Genomic DNA, 20,921 nt, shown 5'->3' on the forward strand with positions numbered 1-20,921 from the left:
CCGTACCGGGCAGACTGTCCCGGCACTTGGCAGCGCCCGCATGTCCCGCCTGGAGGTCCGGGCGGGACACGCACAGGCTCAGACGCCGAAAGGGGCCGGGTAGGTGATCGTGCCCTGCGGCACCTGCCAGGAACCGTCCGCCGCGCCCAGGACGAGCGCCATCATCGCCTCGTCCGGCGCCTCGAATCCGGGCCGGATGCCGTACCCGGAGGCCGGGGTGAAGCCGAATTTCGGGTAGTACGCCGGGTGTCCGAGTACGAGGACGAGGCGCTCCCCACGCGCGCGTGCCGCGTCCAGCACCGCGCGGACGACGGCCGAACCGGCGCCCCGGCGCTGGTATCGCGGAAGTACCGCGACGGGTGCCAGGGCCGCCGCGGGCGCGCCGCCGACCAGGCAGCGGGTGATCAGCGCGTGCGCCGCCACGGTGCCGTCCGGCGCCTCGGCGACGTACGAGAGGCCGGGCAGCCACGCGTCGGTGTCCGCCCGGAGGGCGTCCACCAGGTCGGCCTCCGCCTCCGTCGGGAAGGCGGCGGCGTTCACGGCGTGGACGGCCGCGATGTCGGCGGCCGACTCCGGCCGCGTGGGCCACGACGCCGCGGGGCGCAGCGCGTAGCCGGTGTAGCCGTAGTCCCCGCCGTGGTCGCGCCGCATCGCCAGCTCGGCGCGGGCGCCCGCGAGGGCCTCGGCCATGCCGGGTGCCTGCGGGTCCGTGGCGTCGGCGCGCTCGGCGAGCGGGCCGTAGTACTCGTCCCAGTCGGACTCGGGCTGCCGGTGGACGCCGAGCACGGAGTACCCGGCGCTGGTGCAGGCCCGGACGTTCTCCTCGCCCGTCCGCAGTGCGTACTGCGGCTCCCAGAAGGCCCGCGCCTCGGTGGACGGGTCGGCGGCGGTCCACTCGCACTCGGTGAGCACGAGCGAGCCGCCCGGGGCGAGCAGCCGCTTCCACCGCCGCAGCGCGTTGTCGAAGCCGATGGAGTACGCCGAGCTCTCGGCCCAGATCAGATCGAACGAAGCATCCTGATAGGGGAGTTCGTCCATGTCGGCGTTGACGGGGTGGATTCGGTCGGCGAGGCCCCGCGCCTTCGCGGCCGCGCGCAGCTCGTCGAGGAACGGCTCGTGGAGGTCGACCGCGGTGACCTCACCGCCGGTCTCGGCGGCCAGGAGCAGCGCGGAGCGGCCGGGGCCGCAGCCGAGGTCGAGCACGCGCGGGCGCTCGGGCAGCGGCCCCACGAAGGAGAGGAGCCGCAGGGTGGTGGAGTCGGAGCCGGGGCCCTGCCGGGGAAGTCCGTGGTGCAGGGCGAAGAAGGCGTCACGTACGACGTTGTCGGTCAACGGTTTGAACCCTTGGGTGAGAGGGCCCCGTCGACGCGCACTCCTGCTGCGTGAGCGGGAAGGGTCAGGCGTGGGCCCGGAAGATGGGGATGCACCTGTCGCTGCGCGGGGCAGCGCTCACCGCGACGACAGTCATCAACCCACCTCCTCAAGATTCATGGCCAACCTAGCACGCAGCGTCCATGCCTGGCCCTAGAGAGCGGGCGGTCAGTGGCAGAGCTTCGCCTCGTGCTCCGCGTGACCGACCGGCTCCAGCTGGAACGTGCAGTGCTCGACGTCGAAGTGGACGCCGAGGCAGCCCTGGAGCTCGTGCAGCATCTTCTCGTGGCCGATGGCGTTGAGGGCCTCCGAGCTCACGACCACGTGTGCGGACAGGACGGGCATGCCCGACGTGATCGTCCAGGCGTGCAGGTCGTGGATGTCCAGGACGCCGGGGAGCTCCGTGATGTGGGCCCGCACCTCCGCCATGTCGACGCCCTTCGGCGCCGCTTCGAGCAGCACGTTCAGCGTCTCCCGCAGCAGCTTCACGGTCCGCGGGACGATCATGAGACCGATCGCGATCGACGCGATCGGGTCCGCGGCCTGCCAGCCGGTGGCCAGGATGATCGTCGCCGAGATGATCACGGCGACCGAGCCCAGTGCGTCGGCAGCCACCTCGAGGAAGGCGCCGCGCACGTTGAGGCTCTCCTTCTGGCCGCGCACCAGGATCGACAGCGAGATCATGTTCGCGACGAGACCGATCACGCCGAAGACGATCGTCAGCCCGCCCTCGGTCTCGGCCGGCTCCAGGAACCGCTGGATCGCCTCGACCAGCACATAGCCGCCGACGCCGAGCAGCAGCAGGCAGTTGGCGAGCGCGGCCAGGATCTCGGCGCGGGCGAAGCCGAACGTGCGCTGTTCACTCGCGGGGCGGTTGGCGAAGTGGATGGCGAGCAGCGCCATACCGAGGCCGAGCGCGTCGGTCGCCATATGGGCGGCGTCCGCGACCAGGGCGAGCGAGTCGGCGAGGAGTCCGCCGACGATCTCGACCACCATCACGGTGAGCGTGATGCCGAGCGCGATGCGCAGCCGGCCCAGATGCGCGGCCGAGACCGTGCCCGTGGGCGCGTGGCTGTGCCCGTGATCGTGTCCGGCCCCCATGGAAACCGCCCTCCGTCCGCTCGTCGGCGCGCCTGGCCGGCCGCCCCCGCGATCACAGTGAACTACGGGTAGGGGGTATCTGCAAACACTGCACTGAACACCGTTGTCATGTGCCCTGACCTGCGGAAATGGCCGCAGGTCAGGGCGTCGCCCGGGTCAGTTGGCGGTGCTCTCCGGATGCCGCAGCCGCCAGCCCGCCCACGCCGACTCGACCATCTCGCGCACCCCACGGCTCGCCACCCAGCCGAGTTCCTTCGCCGCGAGTTCCGCGGAGGCCACCGCACGCGGGGAGTCGCCCGCGCGGCGCGGCTCGACCACTGCCGCCCGCGGGTCGCCGCTGACCTCGGAGATCAGGCCGACCAGTTCGCGCACGGAGACGCCCTCGCCGGAGCCGATGTTCACCGTCAGGTCGCCCGTCGCGCCCGGCGCGGTCAGCCGCCGCGCGGCCGCGAGATGGGCCTCGGCGAGATCGGCGACGTGCAGATAGTCACGTACACAGGTGCCGTCCGGCGTGCCGTAGTCGTCACCGAAGATCCGGGGGGCCTCGCCGCGGCTCAGCCGGTCGAAGATCATCGGGATCACATTGAAGATGCCGGTGTCCGCGAGCTCGGGGGCTGCGGCGCCCGCCACGTTGAAGTAGCGCAGGCACACGGTCGCCATGCCGTGCGCCCGGCCGGCCGCGCGCACCAGCCACTCGCCCGCCAGCTTCGTCTCGCCGTAGGGGCTCATCGGCGCGCAGGGGGTGGACTCCGTGATGAGGTCCACATCCGGGTTGCCGTACACGGCAGCGGACGAGGAGAACACGAAGCGCCGCACGCCGGCCTCGGCGACCGCGTCCAGAAGCACCGCCAGGCCACCCACGTTGTCGCGGTAGTAGAGCTCGGGCCGCTCCACGGACTCGCCGACCTGTTTGCGGGCCGCGAGATGCACCACACCGGTCACGGAGTGCTCCGCGCACACCCGCTTCACCAGCTCGGGGTCCAGGGCCGAGCCCCTGACCAGCTCGATGTCCGACGGCAGCCGTTCGGACACCCCGGTCGAGACGTCGTCGAGGACGACCACGTCCTCCCCGGCGGCGGCCATCGCCCGCGCCACATGTGCCCCGATATAACCCGCTCCACCTGTGATCAGCCATGTCATGGTCGACCACCCTAGGGCGTGTCCCTATGTGCCCTCCCGGGCCCTCGTACGAGCACTCGTACGAGCAGCAGTTTGTGGGGCGGGGCCTTGATCGACAATGATGACGGGGCGTCGCGCACACGCAGACCGCTCTTATCGGGCCATGAACGGGCGGTGAACGTCCGCTTCTCATCATCCGATAGCCTCTGCCGACGTGCCGCCCGGCCGCACCAGGCCCGGGGCGCCCCCATCACGCCTGTGCCCGCTGCGCCGGCGTGCAGGCAATCCAAGGAGTGAGTTCGTCTGTCGACCGCCATCGTCACCGGTCAGCCGGTACCCGGGTCGTCGCTCGAGGGCGAGCTGCGGGCGCTCGGCTTCGACGTGCGGCTCGCCCCGGACGCCGCACAGGCAGGGACGGCGCTCGCCGCGGTCCCGGCAGGACAGCGGGTCGCGCTCGTCGACGCGGGCTTCGTGGGCCACACCCACGCCCTGCGCCTCGGCCTCACCGACCCCCGCTTCGCCGCCTCGGCCGTCCCCGGAGCCGTCTCCGTACAGCCCGCGGCCCGCGAGGCGCTGACCGACGCCCTGCGTGACACCGCCGAAGGGCCGTCCGCGGCTGACTTCGGCACGCGGGCCGGCACCCTGGCCGGTGTGCTCGCCGACCGCGTCGCCGAGCGCCTGGCAGCGGCGTACGGCACCGACGTGCACCGGCCCGAGCTCGGTGAGCTCGTCGCCGCCGTGCCCGCCGACCCGCAGGCCCGCAACGAGGCCCGCCAGGCGGTCGCCGCCGTCGACGACGAGGCGATCCGGCTGCGTACGGCGGTCAAGGCGCGCGACGGCTTCTTCACGACCTACTGCATCAGCCCGTACTCCCGCTACATCGCCCGCTGGTGCGCCCGGCGCGGTCTCACCCCGAACCAGGTGACGACGGCCTCGCTGGTCACCGCTTTGATCGCGGCGGGCTGCGCGGCCACCGGCACCCGTCCCGGCTTCGTCGCCGCGGGACTGCTGCTCCTCTTCTCCTTCGTCCTGGACTGCACGGACGGGCAGCTCGCCCGCTACTCCCTGCAGTACTCGACGCTCGGCGCCTGGCTCGACGCGACCTTCGACCGGGCCAAGGAGTACGCCTACTACGCGGGCCTCGCGCTCGGCGCGGCCCGCGGCGGTGACGACGTGTGGGCGCTCGCGCTCGGCGCGATGGTCCTGCAGACCTGCCGCCATGTCGTGGACTTCTCCTTCAACGAGGCGAACCACGACGCGACGGCGAACACCAGCCCCACCGCGGCCCTCTCGGACAAGCTCGACAGCGTCGGGTGGACGGTCTGGGTGCGCCGGATGATAGTTCTGCCGATCGGCGAACGCTGGGCCCTGATCGCGGTACTCACCGCGCTGACGACGCCGCGGGTCACGTTCATCGTCCTGCTGATCGGCTGCGCCCTCGCGGCGGCGTACACCACGGCCGGCCGCGTCCTGCGCTCGCTGACCCGCCGGGCCACCCGCACGGACCGGGCCGCGCAGGCCCTCGCGGAGCTCTCCGACAGCGGCCCGCTGAGCGAACTCCTCCAGCGCGCGGTGCGCGGTGTGCCTCGTCACACGGCCCCGGCCGTCGCCGCGCTCGGCGCCCTGGTCCTCGTACTCGCCACAGCGCTGTCGGACTACGGCAGCTGGTGGCCCGTCCTCGGCGCCGCCGTCTACGCGCTGACCTCCGCCGCGGCCGTCTCTCGCCCCCTCAAGGGCCCCCTCGACTGGCTGGTCCCGCCCGTCTTCCGCGCCGCCGAATACGGCACGATCCTGCTGATCGCAGCGAAAGCGGACGTAAACGGAGCGTTGCCGGCGGCTTTCGGACTGGTGGCCGCGGTCGCCTACCATCACTACGACACCGTGTACCGCATCCGCGGCGGCACCGGCGCGCCCCCGCGCTGGCTGGTCCGGGCGATCGGCGGGCACGAGGGCAGGACGCTGGTGGTCACGGTGATCGCCGCACTGCTCACCAACACAGATTTCACTGTCGCGCTCACGGTTTGCGCCGTGGCTGTGGCACTGGTGGTGCTCGTCGAGAGCATCCGCTACTGGGTGACCGCCCACAGGCGCGGCGCACCCGCCGTACACGATGAAGGAGAACCCGCATGATCGGCCTCGTGCTGGCTGCCGGCGCCGGACGGCGTCTGCGTCCCTACACCGACACCCTGCCCAAGGCCTTGGTGCCGGTCGGCCCCGAGGGTGACGAGGAGAGCCTCACGGTTCTGGACCTGACGCTCGGCAACTTCGCCGAGATCGGTCTGACCGAGGTCGCGATCATCGTCGGGTACCGCAAGGAGGCCGTCTACGAGCGTCGCGAGGCGCTCGAGCAGAAGTACGGCGTCAAGATCACTCTGATCGACAACGACAAGGCCGAGGAGTGGAACAACGCCTACTCCCTGTGGTGCGGTCGTGACGCGATCAAGCACTCGGTGATCCTCGCCAACGGCGACACCGTGCACCCGGTCTCCGTCGAGAAGACGCTGCTCGCCGCCCGCGGCGACGGCAAGAAGATCATCCTCGCCCTCGACACGGTGAAGTCCCTCGCCGACGAGGAGATGAAGGTCGTCGTCGGCCCCGAGGGCGGCATGACGAAGATCACCAAGCTGATGGACCCGGCCGAGGCGACCGGTGAGTACATCGGCGTCACGCTCATCGAGGGCGAGGCGGCCGACGAGCTCGCCGACGCGCTCAAGACCGTCTTCGAGACGGACCCGCAGCAGTTCTACGAGCACGGTTACCAGGAGCTCGTGAACCGTGGCTTCAGGATCGACGTCGCCCCGATCGGCGAGGTGAAGTGGGTCGAGATCGACAACCACGACGACCTCGCCAAGGGACGTGAGATCGCGTGCCAGTACTGACGAGGCTCATCCCCTCGCCGGTTGTCGTCGACATCCGGGCGGGGGCGATCGACGACCTGGCGACCGTTCTCGCCGACCAGCGGATCTCTTCGTCCACCGGACGCCTGGCCATCGCGATCAGCGGTGGCTCGGGCGCCGTCCTGCGCAAGCGCCTCGAGCCGCAGCTGCCCCGTGCGGAGTGGTTCGAGGTCGGCGGCGGGACGCTGGACGACGCGATCAAGCTCGCCGATGCCATCAAGAAGGGCCGCTACGACGCGGTCGTGGGCCTCGGCGGCGGCAAGATCATCGACTGCGCCAAGTTCGCCGCGGCGCGCGTCGGCCTGCCGCTGGTCGCCGTCGCGACGAACCTGTCGCACGACGGTCTGTGCTCGCCGGTCGCGACGCTCGACAACGACGCGGGCCGCGGCTCGTACGGTGTGCCGAACCCGATCGCCGTGGTCATCGACCTCGACATCATCCGTGAGGCCCCGGTCCGCTTCGTGCGCTCCGGCATCGGCGACGCCCTGTCCAACATCTCCGCGATCGCGGACTGGGAGCTTGCCGCGCGCGAGCGCGGCGAGGACATCGACGGCCTGGCCGCCGCCATGGCGCGCCAGGCCGGCGAGGCCGTGCTGCGCCATCCCGGCGGCGTGGGGGACGACGCGTTCCTCCAGGTCCTGGCCGAGGGCCTGGTCCTCACCGGTATCGCGATGTCGGTGTCGGGCGACTCCCGTCCGGCCTCCGGCGCCTGCCACGAGATCAACCACGCCTTCGACCTCCTCTTCCCCAAGCGCGCCGCGAGCCACGGCGAGCAGTGCGGCCTGGGCGCGGCCTTCGCGATGTTCCTCCGTGGAGCGCGCGAGGAGTCGCTTTACATGGTCGAGGTCCTGCGCAGGCACGGCCTGCCCGTGACCCCCGAGGAGATCGGCTTCACCGTGGACGAGTTCGTCCAGGTCGTGGAGTTCGCGCCGCAGACCCGTCCGGGCCGGTACACGATCCTCGAGCACCTCAATCTGTCCACCGACCAGATCAGGGACGCCTACGCCGACTATGCAAAAGCCATCGGTAGCTGAGCTCCGCCCGGTCGTTCACCCCGCGGGGGTGAAGGACCGGCGGAGCGGCGAGCACTGGGGCGGGCGGCTCTACATGCGCGAGATCTCGCTGCGTGTGGACCGCCACCTCGTGAACACCAAGGTCACCCCTAACCAGCTGACCTACCTGATGACCGTCTGCGGCGTCCTCGCGGCCCCCGCGCTGCTGATCCCGGGCATCTGGGGCGCCGTCCTCGGCGTCGTCGCGGTCCAGCTGTACCTGCTGCTCGACTGCGTCGACGGCGAGATCGCCCGGTGGCGCAAGCAGTACTCGCTCGCCGGCGTCTGGATGGACCGCGTCGGTGCGTACCTGACCGACGCCGCGGTCCTCGTCGGCTTCGGTCTGCGCGCCGCCGACCTGTGGGGTTCCGGCCGGATCGACTGGCTGTGGGCCTTCCTCGGCACGCTCGCCGCGCTCGGCGCCATCCTGATCAAGGCCGAGACGGACCTGGTCGGCGTGGCCCGCGCACAGAACGGCCGGGAGCAGGTCAAGGAGTCCGCCTCCGAGATCAAGGCCTCCGGCATGGCGCTTGCCCGCAAGGCGGCGTCCGCGCTGAAGTTCCACCGCCTCATCCTCGGCATCGAGGCATCGCTGCTGATCCTGGTCCTCGCGATCGTCGACCAGATCCGGGGCGACCTGTTCTTCACGCGCCTGGGTGTCGCGGTCCTGGCCGGCATCGCGCTGCTCCAGACCGTGCTGCACCTGGTGTCCATCCTGGCGTCGAGCAGGCTCAAGTGAGTACGGCGATGAAGGTCGGCGCGGTGATCATCACCATGGGCAACCGCCCCGAGGAGCTGCGCGCCCTCCTCGACTCCGTCGCCAAGCAGGACGGCGACCGGGTCGACGTGGTCGTGGTCGGCAACGGCTCCCCGGTCCCGGACGTCCCCGCCGGTGTGCGCACCGTCGAACTGCCCGAGAACCTCGGCATCCCGGGCGGCCGCAACGTCGGGATCGAGGCCTTCGGGCCCTCGGGCTCCGACGTGGACGTGCTGCTCTTCCTCGACGACGACGGCCTGCTGCCGAAGACGGACACCGCTCAGCTGTGCCGCGAGGCCTTCGAGTCCGACCCGAAGCTGGGCATCGTCAGCTTCCGGATCGCCGACCCGGAGACCGGCGTCACCCAGCGCCGCCACGTCCCGCGCCTGCGCGCCGCCGACCCGATGCGCTCCTCGCGCGTCACCACGTTCCTCGGCGGCGCCAACGCGGTGCGCACCCGCGTGATCGCGGAGGTCGGCGGCCTGCCCGACGAGTTCTTCTACGCCCACGAGGAGACCGACCTCGCCTGGCGTGCCCTCGACGCGGGCTGGATGATCGACTACCGCGCGGACATGGTGCTGCACCACCCGACAACGGCCCCCTCCCGGCACGCGGTCTACCACCGCATGGTCGCCAGGAACCGGGTCTGGCTCGCGCGCCGCAATCTGCCCGCGCTCATCGTCCCCGTCTACCTCGGCGTCTGGCTGCTCCTCACGCTCGCCCGCCGACCCTCCGGACCTGCGCTGAAGGCCTGGTTCGGCGGGTTCAAGGAAGGCTGGACGAGCCCGTGCGGCCCCAGGCGTCCCATGAAGTGGCGTACGGTGTGGCGCCTGACCCGACTGGGCCGACCTCCCATTATCTGACAAGCTCGTGTCTGAGAGCATTCGGCCCGTACCCCGGTCCCTGGCTCATGCCTATGCCCGACCGGCTGCGCACTTTGAAGACGAAAGTTTCCACTAGTGAGTGAGACAACGCATGACGGCGGTGTCGCGGTGACCGCGCGTCCGTCGCCCGATGAGGGGCTCTCCCCGGCCGACCTGGCCGCCAAGTACGGTCTGACCGTCAGTGGCGCCAGGCCCGGCCTGTTCGAGTACGTCAGCCAGCTGTGGGGCCGGCGTCACTTCATCCTCGCCTTCTCACAGGCGAAGCTCACCGCCCAGTACAGTCAGGCCAAGCTCGGCCAGCTCTGGCAGGTGGCGACGCCGCTCCTGAACGCGGCCGTGTACTACCTCATCTTCGGCCTCATCCTGCACGCCAGCCGGGGCATGTCGATGGACGTGTACATCCCGTTCCTGGTCACGGGCGTCTTCGTCTTCACCTTCACGCAGAGCTCGGTGATGGCGGGCGTGCGGGCGATCTCGGGCAATCTGGGCCTGGTGCGCGCTCTGCACTTCCCACGGGCCTCGCTGCCGATCTCGTTCGCGCTCCAGCAGCTCCAGCAGCTGCTGTTCTCGATGATCGTCCTGTTCGTCGTCGCGATCGGCTTCGGCAGCTACCCGGGTCTGTCCTGGCTGCTGATCATCCCGGTGCTCGCGCTCCAGTTCCTCTTCAACACCGGACTCGCGCTGATCATGGCGAGGCTGGGCTCGAAGACCCCGGACCTGGCACAGCTCATGCCGTTCGTGATGCGTACATGGATGTACGCGTCCGGCGTGATGTTCTCCATCCCGATCATGCTGGCCGACAAGCCCGCGTGGGTCGCCGACATCCTGCAGTGGAACCCCGCCGCCATCTACATGGACCTGATGCGCTTCGCGCTCATCGACGGATACGACTCGGGGAACCTGCCGCCGCACGTGTGGGCGGTCGCAGCCGGCTGGTCGGTACTGGTCGCCGCCGGCGGCTTCGTCTACTTCTGGAAGTCCGAGGAGCGGTACGGCCGTGGCTGACGAAGACATCCTGGGCAAGAACGCAGGCAAGGGACACATCCCGACCGTCATCGCGGACGGGCTGCACATCGTGTACCGCGTCAACGGCGCCAAGACGGGCAAGGGCAGCGCGACCTCCGCGTTGAGCCGCATCGTCAAGCGCGGCGAGGAGCGCGGCGTCCGCAAGGTGCACGCCGTCAAGGGCGTCACCTTCACCGCGTACCGCGGCGAGGCCATCGGCCTGATCGGCTCGAACGGGTCCGGCAAGTCGACCCTGCTGCGTGCCATCGCCGGGCTCCTGCCGGCGGAGAAGGGCAAGGTCTTCACGGACGGCCAGCCCTCGCTCCTCGGTGTGAACGCGGCGCTCATGAACGACCTGACGGGCGAGCGGAACGTCATACTCGGCGGGCTCGCGATGGGTATGTCCCGCGAGCAGATCCGGGAGCGCTACCAGGAGATCGTCGACTTCTCGGGCATCAACGAGAAGGGCGACTTCATCACGCTCCCGATGCGCACCTACTCCTCCGGTATGGCGGCGCGGCTGCGCTTCTCCATCGCGGCCGCGAAGGACCACGACGTCCTCATGATCGACGAGGCCCTGGCCACGGGTGACCGCAAGTTCCAGAAGCGCTCCGAGGCCCGCATCCGGGAGCTGCGCAAGGAGGCCGGCACGGTCTTCCTCGTCAGTCACAACAACAAGTCGATCCGCGACACCTGCGACCGTGTGCTCTGGCTGGAGCGCGGCGAGCTGCGTATGGACGGACCGACAGCTGAGGTACTCAAGGAGTACGAGAAGTTCACGGGCAAGTAGTCCGGGCGCCCCCCGGGCAACCCTTCGCACCCGTTTTCGCGTCCAAGGCCCCGCCGGGATATCTTCGGCGGGGCCTCGGCATGTATGTAGATGGCAATTAATTCCCGCTGAGGTCAAGTGGAGGTCAACTTCCTTGCGTGCAGGGAATCTTGGGGCCGATCGGTGTGTTGTTGTGATCTGCGGGAAACCCCGTCGGGGCAGGGCCGGTTGTACAACGTAAGCTGTACCGGTGCCGATTCGCGGCAAAGGGGCGATAATGCGCGACACCCTGACTCGGGGGTCGGTCTGCCGCGCGTAAGACTGGGCGGCGTGTCCGAAATGGGATGTTTTGGGTCAGCAGTGTAGAACGGGAGATGTGACGGCAATGGCTATGGAAACTCTCCAGCTCCACGATGCTCTCGCCGTCCTAGTACCGGGCAGCGCGTGGTGACGGGATCATCGGGGGCGCCCGCCGGGTCCCCGGCCGGGGCGACACTCGACAAGGCCGCCGACGAGAATTTTCCGGTGGCCCCTTTCTTCCTGCCCCGGGACTGGCGCGACGACCTCATGGCGGTCTACGGCTTCGCCCGCCTCGTCGACGACATCGGTGACGGCGACCTCGCTCCCGGCGGCGCCGACGCCCGCCTCCTGGGCGTGTCACCCGAACGGGCCGATGACGACCGACTGGCTTTGCTCGACGCCTTCGAAGCTGACCTTCACCGGGTGTTCGATTCCACCCCCCGTCACCCCCTCCTGCGCGCCCTGCAGCCCACCGTGCACCGCCGCGGCCTCACCCCCGAACCCTTCCTCGGCCTCATCCAGGCCAACCGCCAGGACCAGCTGGTCACGCGCTACGAGACGTACGACGACCTGCTGGCCTACTGCGAGCTCTCCGCCAACCCGGTCGGCCGCCTCGTGCTCGCGATCACCGGAACGGCGACCCCCGAGCGCATCCGCCTCTCGGATTCCGTGTGCACCGGCCTGCAGATCGTCGAACACCTTCAGGACGTCGGCGAGGACCTACGGCAGGGGCGGATCTATCTGCCCGCCGAAGACATGAAACAGTTCCACGTCCAGGAGTCCGATCTCGCCGCACCCACGGCGGGCGCATCGGTGCGCGCCCTGGTCGCGTTCGAGGCCGAACGCGCCCTCGGTCTCCTGAATGAAGGCACCCCCCTCGTGGGTAGCGTCCACGGCAGGCTGAAGCTGCTGCTTGCCGGGTTCGTGGCAGGAGGGAAGGCGGCGGTCACCGCGATCGCCGCCGTTTCGTACGACGTACTTCCTGGACCGCCCAAGCCCACCAAGCTCCGGTTGCTGCGTGAGGTGGGAGCGACTCTGCGAGGAGAGGGGTGAGCCGGACCGTGGAGTCAGACCAGCACGTGTCGGCAGCGGTGCTCGCCGCATACAGCTACTGCGAGACCGTGACCGGACAGCAGGCACGCAACTTCGCCTACGGCATCAGGCTGCTGCCGACGGCCAAGCGGCGGGCCATGTCGGCGGTGTACGCGTTCTCACGCCGTGTCGACGACATCGGCGACGGAGGGCTGCCGCCGGACGTCAAGGCCGACCGGCTCGACGAGACCCGGGCACTGCTCGCCCGGGTCCGTGACGGCGATGTGGCGGAGGACGACACCGACCCGGTGGGCGTGGCCCTCGCGCATGCCGCGCACCGGTTCCCGATCCCGCTCGGCGGCCTCGACGAGCTCATCGACGGTGTCCTGATGGACCTGCGCGGCGAGACGTACGAGACCTGGGACGATCTCAAGGTCTACTGCCGCTGCGTCGCCGGCGCCATCGGCCGGGTCTCGCTCGGCATCTTCGGCACCGAGCCGGGCGCGCGCGGCGCCGAGCGCGCCTCCGAGTACGCGGACACGCTCGGGCTCGCGCTCCAGCTCACGAACATCCTGCGCGACGTGCGGGAGGACGCGGCGGACGGCCGCACCTACCTGCCGGCCGACGACCTCGCCAAGTTCGGCTGCTCGGCCGGCTTCGACGCCCCGACGCCCCCGGCGGGCTCGGACTTCGCGGGCCTCGTGCACTTCGAGGTGCGCCGCGCCCGCGCCCTGTTCGCCGAGGGATACCGGCTGCTTCCGCTCCTCGACCGGCGCAGCGGCGCCTGTGTCGCCGCCATGGCCGGCATCTACCGGCGCCTGCTCGACCGCATCGAACGCGAGCCCGAGGCCGTCCTGCGCGGCCGCGTCTCGCTCCCCGGGCGCGAGAAGGCCTACGTCGCCGTGCGCGGCCTGTCCGGACTCGACGCCCGCAGCGTCTCCCGGCAGTCCCTCAGGAGGCGTGTCTGATGAGCGTGTCCGACAGAGCGGTCCGCACCGACGGGAAACGGCGGGCAACCCTCCACGCCGACGCGGCGTCCATGACTTCAGCGGCCTGCCGTGCGTCTTTCAACCATCGCGCGCACACTGACGGAACGGCCGAAGGGGAGGGCCCATGAGCGACGGGAACATGCGGCCCGACGGGCCGGGCGCGAACACCGCCGGCGGCACCGGACGGCAGACCGCGGTCGTGGTCGGCGGAGGTCTCGCCGGCTCCACGGCCGCCCTCGCGCTCGCCGACGCGGGCCTCGACGTCACCCTGCTCGAAGGACGCCCGAGACTGGGCGGCCTCGCGTTCTCCTTCAAGCGCGGTGACCTCACCATCGACAACGGCCAGCATGTGTACCTGCGCTGCTGCACCGCCTACCGCTGGTTCCTCGACCGCATCGACGGCACGGCCCTGTCGCCCCTGCAGGAACGTCTCGACGTACCCGTACTCGACGCCGACAGGAACCGGCTCGGCAGACTGCGCCGCACCGCGCTGCCCGTGCCGTTGCATCTCGCCGCGAGCCTGGCCACGTATCCGCATCTCTCGCTCGCCGAGCGCGCCAACGTAGGGCGTGCCGCGCTGGCCCTCAAGGGGCTCGACCTGGGCGATCCGGCCCTGGACGAACGGGACTTCGGCAGCTGGCTGGCCGAGCACGGCCAGTCGCGGCGCGCCATCGAGGCCCTCTGGGACCTGGTGGGCGTCGCCACCCTGAACGCCGTCGCCGGCGAGTCCTCGCTCGGGCTCGCCGCCATGGTGTTCAAGACGGGGCTGCTGTCCGAACCGGGCGCGGCCGACATCGGCTGGGCGCGCGTCCCCCTCGGTGAACTCCACGACACTCTCGCCCGCAAGGCGCTCGACTCCGCGGGCGTACGCACCGAACTCCGTACCCGCGTCACCTCCATCTCCCGTACCGAGAACGGACGTTGGAGCGTGGAGGTTCCCGGGGAGCGGATCACGGCGGACACCGTCGTCCTCGCCGTGCCCCAGCGCGAGACGTACGACCTGCTGCCCGACGGCGCGCTCGACGACGCCGAGCGGCTGCTCGCCATCGGGACCGCGCCGATCCTCAACCTGCACGTCGTCTACGACCGCAAGGTCCTCAAGCGGCCCTTCTTCACTGCGCTCGGCTCGCCCGTGCAGTGGGTCTTCGACCGCACGGAAGCCTCCGGACTCACCGAGGGGCAGTACCTCGCCGTGTCCCAGTCCGCCGCGCAGGACGAGATCGACGAGCCCGTCGCCGTGCTCCGCGAGCGCTACCTGCCCGAGTTCGAGCGGCTGCTGCCCGCCGCGCGGGGCGCGAAGGTACTCGACTTCTTCGTCACCCGGGAGCGCACGGCGACCTTCGCGCCGGCCCCCGGCGTCGGCGCGCTGCGGCCCACGGCCCGCACCAACGCCCCCGGCCTGTATCTGGCCGGCGCGTGGACCGCCACCGGGTGGCCCGCGACCATGGAAAGCGCGGTACGCAGCGGTGTCAGCGCCGCCGATGCCGCTCTCGCCGCACTCGACCGCCCACGCGGTCATCTGTTCCGGGAGGCGGCATGAAGCTCGATCTCCAGGGGGCGGACCATCCGGCCCCCGGCGACGCAACAAAAGGAGACCCTGTGCCCGCTGTGCCCTCGGCCGAACCGGCTGCCGACGCGGTGGACGTGACCGCGCTGCTCGAGCGCGGCCGGACCCTGGCCACCCCGGTGCTGCGGGCCGCCGTCGACCGCCTCGCACACCCGATGGACACCGTCGCCGCCTATCACTTCGGCTGGATCGACGCGCAGGGCAATCCGTCCGAGGGCGACGGCGGCAAGGCCGTACGCCCCGCGCTCGCCGTGCTGTCCGCCCAGGTCCCGGGCGCGGCACCCGAGGTGGGCGTGCCCGGCGCGGTCGCCGTCGAGCTGGTGCACAACTTCTCGCTCCTGCACGACGACCTGATGGACGGCGACGAACAGCGCCGCCACCGGGACACAGTCTGGAAGGTGCACGGCCCGGCGCAGGCCATCCTCGTCGGCGACGCCCTCTTCGCCCTCGCCAACGAGGTGCTCCTCGAACTCGGCACCGTCGAGGCCGGCCGTGCCACGCGCCGCCTGACCTCCGCCTCGCGCGCCCTCATCGACGGGCAGGCGCAGGACATCAGCTACGAGCACCGCGAGCGGGTCACCGTCGAGGAGTGCCTGGAGATGGAGGGCAACAAGACCGGCGCCCTGCTGGCCTGCGCCTCCTCCATCGGCGCCGTGCTCGGCGGCGCCGACGACCGGACCGCGGACCAGCTGGAGAAGTACGGCTACCACCTCGGTCTCGCCTTCCAGGCCGTCGACGACCTGCTCGGCATCTGGGGCGACCCGGAGGCCACCGGCAAGCAGACCTGGAGCGATCTGCGCCAGCGCAAGAAGTCACTGCCCGTCGTCGCCGCGCTCGCCGCGGGCGGCCCCGCGTCCGAGCGGCTCGGTGAACTCCTCGCCGCCGACGCCAAGAGCAGCGACTTCGACACCTTCTCCGAGGAGGAGTTCGCGGCCCGCGCCGCCCTCATCGAGGAGGCCGGCGGCCGCGACTGGACCGCCGAGGAGGCGCGCCGGCAGTACGCCGTCGCCATCGAGGCCCTGGACTCCGTCCAGATGCAGGATCAGGTGCGGGCGCAGTTCGTCGCGCTCGCGGACTTCGTCGTCGTACGAAAGAGATGATCACTATCGGCCGCATATGACTCGCAGTCGCCGGCCGGTGTCCATCCAGGGCATCGGCCGACGGCGGACCCAGCAGAGATCGAGCACTGCACGAAGGGGAAGCCATGACAGCGACGACCGACGGAAGCAGCGGAGCAGCCGCTCCCGGCGCGACCTCGGCCACCACTGCCCATTTGACCGACACGAGCCCCGGGGCGGCCGGGACGCACGACGCCGCCACCCGTTCCGTCCAGCGCGCCACGGACTTCCTGCTCGCCCGGCAGGACGCACAGGGGTGGTGGAAGGGGGACCTCGACACGAACGTCACGATGGACGCCGAGGACCTGCTGCTGCGCCAGTTCCTCGGGATCGGGGACGAGGCGACCACCCGCGCCGCCGGGCTCTTCATCCGCGGTGAACAGCGCGACGACGGCACCTGGGCCACTTTCCACGGCGGCCCGGGCGAACTCTCCACCACCATCGAGGCGTACGTGGCCCTGCGCCTGGCCGGGGACGCCCCCGACGAGCCGCACATGGCGAAGGCCTCCGCCTGGATCCGGGAGCGGGGCGGGATCGCCGCGAGCCGCGTCTTCACCCGCATCTGGCTGGCCCTGTTCGGCTGGTGGAAGTGGGACGACCTGCCCGAACTGCCCCCGGAACTCATCTACTTCCCGAAGTGGATGCCGCTCAACATCTACGACTTCGGCTGCTGGGCCCGCCAGACCATCGTGCCGCTCACGGTCGTCTCCGCGAAGCGCCCGGTACGGCCCGCGCCCTTCCGGCTCGACGAGCTCCACACCGACGCGCGGAACCCCAACCCGGCCAAGCCCCTTGCCCCCGTGGCGAGTTGGGACGGCGCCTTCGAGCGGCTCGACAAGGCGATGCACCTGTACCGCAAGGTCGCGCCGCGCAGGCTGCGCAAGGCGGCCATGAACTCGGCCGCCCGCTGGATCATCGAGCGCCAGGAGAACGACGGCTGCTGGGGCGGCATCCAGCCCCCGGCGGTGTACTCCGTCATCGCCCTCCACCTGGTCGGCTATGACCTCGAACACCCCGTGATGAAGGCGGGGTTGGAGTCCCTCGACCGGTTCGCCGTGTGGCGCGAGGACGGGGCCCGGATGATCGAGGCCTGCCAGTCGCCCGTGTGGGACACCTGTCTCGCCGTCATCGCCCTCGCCGACGCCGGCCTGCCCGCCGACCACCCCCGGCTCGTCAAGGCCGCCGACTGGATGCTCCGGGAGCAGATCGACCGGCCCGGTGACTGGTCCGTCCGCAGGCCCCAACTTGCCTCCGGCGGCTGGGCGTTCGAGTTCCACAACGACAACTACCCCGACATCGACGACACCGCCGAGGTCGTCCTCGCGCTGCGCCGCGTCCGGCACCCGGACCGGACGCGCATGGAGAAGGCCATCGAGCGGGGGGTGCGCTGGAACCTCGGCATGCAGTCGAAGAACGGCGCCTGGGCCGCCTTCGACGTCGACAACACCAGCCCGTTCCCGAACCGGCTTCCGTTCTGCGACTTCGGCGAGGTCATCGACCCCCCGTCCGCGGACGTCACCGGGCACGTGGTGGAGATGCTCGCCGTCGAGGGCATGTCGCACGACCCGCGCACCCGGCGCGGCATCGAGTGGCTGCTCGCCGAACAGGAACCGAACGGCGCCTGGTTCGGCCGCTGGGGCGTCAACTACGTATACGGGACAGGATCGGTGCTGCCCGCCCTGACCGCCGCCGGGCTGCCCCCCTCGCACCCCGCCGTCCGCCGCGCCGTCACCTGGCTCGAATCCGTCCAGAACGACGACGGCGGCTGGGGCGAGGACCTGCGCTCCTACCGCTACGAGGACTGGAAGGGCCACGGCGTCTCGACCGCCTCGCAGACAGGCTGGGCGCTGATGGCGCTCCTGTCGGCGGGAGAGCGGGACTCCAAGGCCGTCGAGCGAGGAGTCGCCTGGCTGACCGAGACCCAGTTGGAGGACGGCACCTGGGACGAGCCGTACTTCACCGGCACCGGCTTCCCGTGGGACTTCTCGATCAACTACCACCTCTACCGCCACGTCTTCCCGCTCACGGCACTTGGCCGGTACGTCCACGGGGAGCCGTTCGCCGACCAGGCGGCCTTGACGGGCAAGGGGAGCTGATGACCGGATCACCGGCGGCCCCGCGCCCGCCGGACGCCGCCCCGCTGCTGGTCGCCTGCGCGCTCGGCATCGAGTACTTCGCCCTGCGCACCGGCGCCCGCACCGGAGCACCGGCCCACGTCACCGTGCTGCGCACCGGCATGGGACCCAGGGCGGCCGAGCGGTCCGTGGCCAAGGCCCTCGAGGACCCCGCCCTGCACGACGCGGCCGTCGTCGCGACCGGCTTCTGCGCCGGCCTCGCCCCCGGCATGCACCCGGGCGACCTGGTCGTCGCCGAGGAGACCCGCGACCCGTACGGCTCCACGCCGTGCACCGGCACGGAACTCCTCGTCAAGGAGCTGGTCAGGGCGGTACCGGGACGGACCGTGCACACCGGCCCGCTCACCGGCTCCGACCATGTCGTGCGCGGTCACGAGCGCGGCGACCTGCTCGCCACGGGCGCGATCGCCGTGGACATGGAGTCGGCGGCCACGCTGCGCACGGCGGCCGCGCGGGGCCCGCGCCCGGTTGCGGCCGTACGGGTGGTCGTGGACGCTCCAGAACATGAACTCGTCCGTATCAGCACGGTGCGCGGTGGAATATCGGCTTTCCGCGTTCTTCGTGCCGTGCTTCCCGCATTTTTCGAATGGCACCGTTCTTTGCTGCTCCCCCGGAGGTGAGCCAGATGGCCATGCCGCTTCGTCAGTCCATCAAGGTCGCGACGTACCTCATTGAACAGAAGGTTCGCAAGCGCGACAAGTTCCCGCTCATTGTCGAACTGGAGCCGCTGTACGCCTGCAACCTCAAGTGCGAGGGCTGCGGAAAGATCCAGCATCCCGCCGGAGTGCTCAAGCAGCGGATGCCCGTGGCGCAGGCCGTGGGCGCCGTCCTGGAGTCCGGTGCGCCGATGGTGTCCATCGCCGGCGGCGAGCCGCTCATGCACCCGCACATCGACGAGATCGTCCGGCAACTGGTGGCGAAGAAGAAGTACGTCTTCCTCTGCACGAACGCGCTGCTCATGCGCAAGAAGATGGACAAGTTCACGCCCTCGCCGTACTTCGCCTTCACGGTGCACATCGACGGGATGCGCGAGCGTCACGACGAGTCCGTCGCCAAGGAAGGCGTCTTCGACGAGGCGGTGGAGGCGATCAAGGAGGCCAAGAAGCGAGGCTTCCGCGTCACCACGAACTCCACCTTCTTCAACACGGACACCCCGCAGAACATCATCGAGGTCCTGAACTACCTCAACGACGACCTCGAGGTCGACGAGATGATGCTCTCGCCCGCCTACGCCTACGAGAAGGCGCCCGACCAGGAGCACTTCCTGGGCGTGGAGCAGACCCGGGAGCTCTTCAAGAAGGCTTTCGCGGGCGGCAACAGGCGCCGCTGGCGCCTCAACCACTCGCCGCTGTTCCTCGACTTCCTCGAGGGCAAGGTCGACTTCCCGTGCACGGCGTGGGCGATCCCGAACTACTCGCTCTTCGGCTGGCAGAAGCCCTGCTACCTGATGGCGGACGGGTACGTGACCACGTACAAGGACCTCATCGAGAAGACCGACTGGGACGCCTACGGGCGTGGCAAGGACGAGCGCTGCAACAACTGCATGGCGCACTGCGGCTACGAGCCGACAGCCGTCCTCGCCACGATGGGCTCGCTCAAGGAGTCCATCCGCGCCGCCCGCGAGACCGTCTCCGGAAACCGCGGGTGACACGGACATGACCTCAGGAGAGCCCGTCTCACTGGGGCTCCCTTCGCTGCCGGTCCGACCGATCGCCGACCGCAGAACGAGTCGGCAGATCCACGTCGGGCCGGTGGCAGTGGGGGGCGGAGCGCCGGTGTCCGTGCAGTCGATGACGACGACACGGACCTCGGACATCGGGGCCACGCTGCAGCAGATCGCCGAACTGACGGCGTCCGGCTGCCAGATCGTGCGGGTGGCGTGCCCCACGCAGGACGACGCGGATGCGCTCGCGACCATCGCGAGGAAGTCGCAGATCCCCGTCATCGCGGACATCCACTTCCAGCCGAAGTACGTCTTCGCCGCCATCGAGGCGGGCTGCGCGGCGGTCCGGGTGAACCCGGGCAACATCAAGCAGTTCGACGACAAGGTCAAGGAGATCGCGCAGGCGGCCAAGGACCACGGCACCCCGATCCGCATCGGGGTCAACGCCGGTTCCCTGGACGCCCGGCTGCTGAAGAAGTACGGGAAGGCGACGCCCGAGGCGCTCGTCGAGTCGGCGCTGTGGGAGGCGTCCCTCTTCGAGGAGCACGGGTTCAGCGACATCAAGATCTCGGTCAAGCACAACGACCCCGTGGTGATGGTGAACGCCTACCGGCAGCTCGCCGCTGCCAGTGACTATCCGCTGCATCTGGGTGTGACCGAGGCGGGCCCGGCGTTCCAGGGCACCATCAAGTCCGCCGTCGCGTTCGGCGCGTTGCTGAGTGAGGGGATCGGCGACACGATCCGCGTCTCGCTGTCCGCGCCGCCGGTCGAGGAGATCAAGGTCGGCATCCAGATCCTGGAGTCGCTGGGGCTGCGCGAGCGGCGCCTGGAGATCGTGTCGTGCCCGTCGTGCGGGCGGGCGCAGGTCGACGTCTACAAGCTGGCCGACGAGGTCTCCGCGGGCCTCGACGGGATGGAGGTGCCCCTTCGGGTCGCCGTCATGGGGTGTGTGGTGAACGGTCCCGGCGAGGCGCGCGAGGCGGATCTCGGCGTCGCGTCGGGCAACGGCAAGGGCCAGATCTTCGTCAAGGGCGAGGTCATCAAGACCGTCCCCGAGTCGAAGATCGTCGAGACCCTCATCGAAGAGGCGATGAAGATCGCCGAGCAGATGACGGACGCCGGGGTGGCCTCGGGCGCTCCCGACGTCACCGTGAGCTGAGGA

General features: G+C 70.4%; 19 protein-coding genes. 16 read left to right on the plus strand and 3 right to left on the minus strand.

From position 1 onward, the window contains the following. Nucleotides 1-78 precede the first annotated feature (78 nt). The 3 genes from CG723_RS03705 to galE form a co-directional block, all read right to left on the minus strand. Nucleotides 79-1,332, minus strand: coding sequence for a bifunctional class I SAM-dependent methyltransferase/N-acetyltransferase (locus CG723_RS03705; RefSeq protein WP_100591686.1), 1,254 nt, complete (start codon nucleotides 1,330-1,332; stop codon nucleotides 79-81). A 207-nt stretch (nucleotides 1,333-1,539) separates the two neighbouring features. Further along, a complete protein-coding gene (locus tag CG723_RS03710; protein WP_100591687.1) occupies nucleotides 1,540-2,472 on the minus strand; it encodes a cation diffusion facilitator family transporter in 933 nt (310 codons plus the stop codon). A 156-nt stretch (nucleotides 2,473-2,628) separates the two neighbouring features. Beyond that, nucleotides 2,629-3,612, minus strand: coding sequence for a UDP-glucose 4-epimerase GalE (gene galE / locus CG723_RS03715; RefSeq protein WP_100591688.1), 984 nt, complete (start codon nucleotides 3,610-3,612; stop codon nucleotides 2,629-2,631). Nucleotides 3,613-3,894: 282 nt separating this feature from the next. On the opposite strand from galE, the gene CG723_RS03720 reads away from it, so the two are divergent. The 16 genes from CG723_RS03720 (at nucleotide 3,895) to ispG (ending at nucleotide 20,918) form a co-directional block, all read left to right on the plus strand. Next, complete coding sequence (locus CG723_RS03720; protein ID WP_100591689.1) at nucleotides 3,895-5,721, plus strand: DUF5941 domain-containing protein; 1,827 nt, start codon at nucleotides 3,895-3,897, stop codon at nucleotides 5,719-5,721. Further along, nucleotides 5,718-6,470 (plus strand): phosphocholine cytidylyltransferase family protein, encoded by a 753-nt coding sequence (locus CG723_RS03725; protein ID WP_100591690.1) that lies wholly within the window; start codon nucleotides 5,718-5,720, stop codon nucleotides 6,468-6,470. Before CG723_RS03720 ends, CG723_RS03725 begins: the two co-directional genes overlap by 4 nt. After that, entirely contained in the window at nucleotides 6,458-7,522 is a 1,065-nt protein-coding gene (locus tag CG723_RS03730; protein ID WP_100591691.1) for an iron-containing alcohol dehydrogenase family protein, read from the plus strand. Before CG723_RS03725 ends, CG723_RS03730 begins: the two co-directional genes overlap by 13 nt. Continuing rightward, nucleotides 7,500-8,279 carry a CDP-alcohol phosphatidyltransferase family protein gene (locus CG723_RS03735; RefSeq protein ID WP_100591831.1) on the plus strand — a complete coding sequence of 260 codons (780 nt, stop codon included), beginning with the start codon at nucleotides 7,500-7,502 and terminating at the stop codon, nucleotides 8,277-8,279. The genes CG723_RS03730 and CG723_RS03735 overlap by 23 nt, the downstream gene beginning before the upstream one ends. An 8-nt stretch (nucleotides 8,280-8,287) precedes the next feature. Next, nucleotides 8,288-9,160, plus strand: coding sequence for a glycosyltransferase family 2 protein (locus CG723_RS03740; protein ID WP_383081764.1), 873 nt, complete (start codon nucleotides 8,288-8,290; stop codon nucleotides 9,158-9,160). 96 nt (nucleotides 9,161-9,256) lie between these two features. Beyond that, on the plus strand, nucleotides 9,257-10,186 hold the full coding sequence (locus tag CG723_RS03745; protein ID WP_100591693.1) for an ABC transporter permease: 930 nt from the start codon (nucleotides 9,257-9,259) through the stop codon (nucleotides 10,184-10,186). Then, complete coding sequence (locus tag CG723_RS03750; RefSeq protein WP_227298363.1) at nucleotides 10,179-10,976, plus strand: ABC transporter ATP-binding protein; 798 nt, start codon at nucleotides 10,179-10,181, stop codon at nucleotides 10,974-10,976. The genes CG723_RS03745 and CG723_RS03750 overlap by 8 nt, the downstream gene beginning before the upstream one ends. Nucleotides 10,977-11,402: 426 nt before the next feature. Beyond that, entirely contained in the window at nucleotides 11,403-12,308 is a 906-nt protein-coding gene (gene hpnC, locus CG723_RS03755) for a squalene synthase HpnC (RefSeq protein ID WP_100591833.1), read from the plus strand. Then, on the plus strand, nucleotides 12,305-13,255 hold the full coding sequence (gene hpnD, locus CG723_RS03760) for a presqualene diphosphate synthase HpnD (RefSeq protein WP_100591694.1): 951 nt from the start codon (nucleotides 12,305-12,307) through the stop codon (nucleotides 13,253-13,255). The genes hpnC and hpnD overlap by 4 nt, the downstream gene beginning before the upstream one ends. Beyond that, nucleotides 13,255-13,404 (plus strand): DUF6380 family protein, encoded by a 150-nt coding sequence (locus tag CG723_RS49105; protein WP_351255455.1) that lies wholly within the window; start codon nucleotides 13,255-13,257, stop codon nucleotides 13,402-13,404. The genes hpnD and CG723_RS49105 overlap by 1 nt, the downstream gene beginning before the upstream one ends. Then, nucleotides 13,401-14,816: a hydroxysqualene dehydroxylase HpnE gene (hpnE, locus tag CG723_RS03765; RefSeq protein WP_100591695.1), complete on the plus strand. Its 1,416-nt coding sequence runs from the start codon at nucleotides 13,401-13,403 to the stop codon at nucleotides 14,814-14,816. The genes CG723_RS49105 and hpnE overlap by 4 nt, the downstream gene beginning before the upstream one ends. Further along, complete coding sequence (locus CG723_RS03770; RefSeq protein ID WP_100591696.1) at nucleotides 14,813-15,943, plus strand: polyprenyl synthetase family protein; 1,131 nt, start codon at nucleotides 14,813-14,815, stop codon at nucleotides 15,941-15,943. The genes hpnE and CG723_RS03770 overlap by 4 nt, the downstream gene beginning before the upstream one ends. A 104-nt stretch (nucleotides 15,944-16,047) precedes the next feature. Beyond that, on the plus strand, nucleotides 16,048-18,057 hold the full coding sequence (shc, locus tag CG723_RS03775) for a squalene--hopene cyclase (protein ID WP_100591697.1): 2,010 nt from the start codon (nucleotides 16,048-16,050) through the stop codon (nucleotides 18,055-18,057). Continuing rightward, nucleotides 18,057-18,716: a phosphorylase family protein gene (locus CG723_RS03780; protein ID WP_100591698.1), complete on the plus strand. Its 660-nt coding sequence runs from the start codon at nucleotides 18,057-18,059 to the stop codon at nucleotides 18,714-18,716. Before shc ends, CG723_RS03780 begins: the two co-directional genes overlap by 1 nt. A 5-nt stretch (nucleotides 18,717-18,721) precedes the next feature. Next, nucleotides 18,722-19,744 carry an adenosyl-hopene transferase HpnH gene (gene hpnH, locus CG723_RS03785; RefSeq protein WP_100591699.1) on the plus strand — a complete coding sequence of 341 codons (1,023 nt, stop codon included), beginning with the start codon at nucleotides 18,722-18,724 and terminating at the stop codon, nucleotides 19,742-19,744. A gap of 7 nt (nucleotides 19,745-19,751) precedes the next feature. Next, the gene (gene ispG, locus CG723_RS03790; protein ID WP_100591700.1) at nucleotides 19,752-20,918 is read left to right on the plus strand and encodes a flavodoxin-dependent (E)-4-hydroxy-3-methylbut-2-enyl-diphosphate synthase; all 1,167 of its coding nucleotides are present in this window, start codon (nucleotides 19,752-19,754) and stop codon (nucleotides 20,916-20,918) included. The last annotated feature ends 3 nt before the right edge of the window (nucleotides 20,919-20,921 follow it).

The organism is Streptomyces sp. CB01635 (genome assembly GCF_002803065.1).
Taxonomy (GTDB): Bacteria; Actinomycetota; Actinomycetes; order Streptomycetales; family Streptomycetaceae; genus Streptomyces.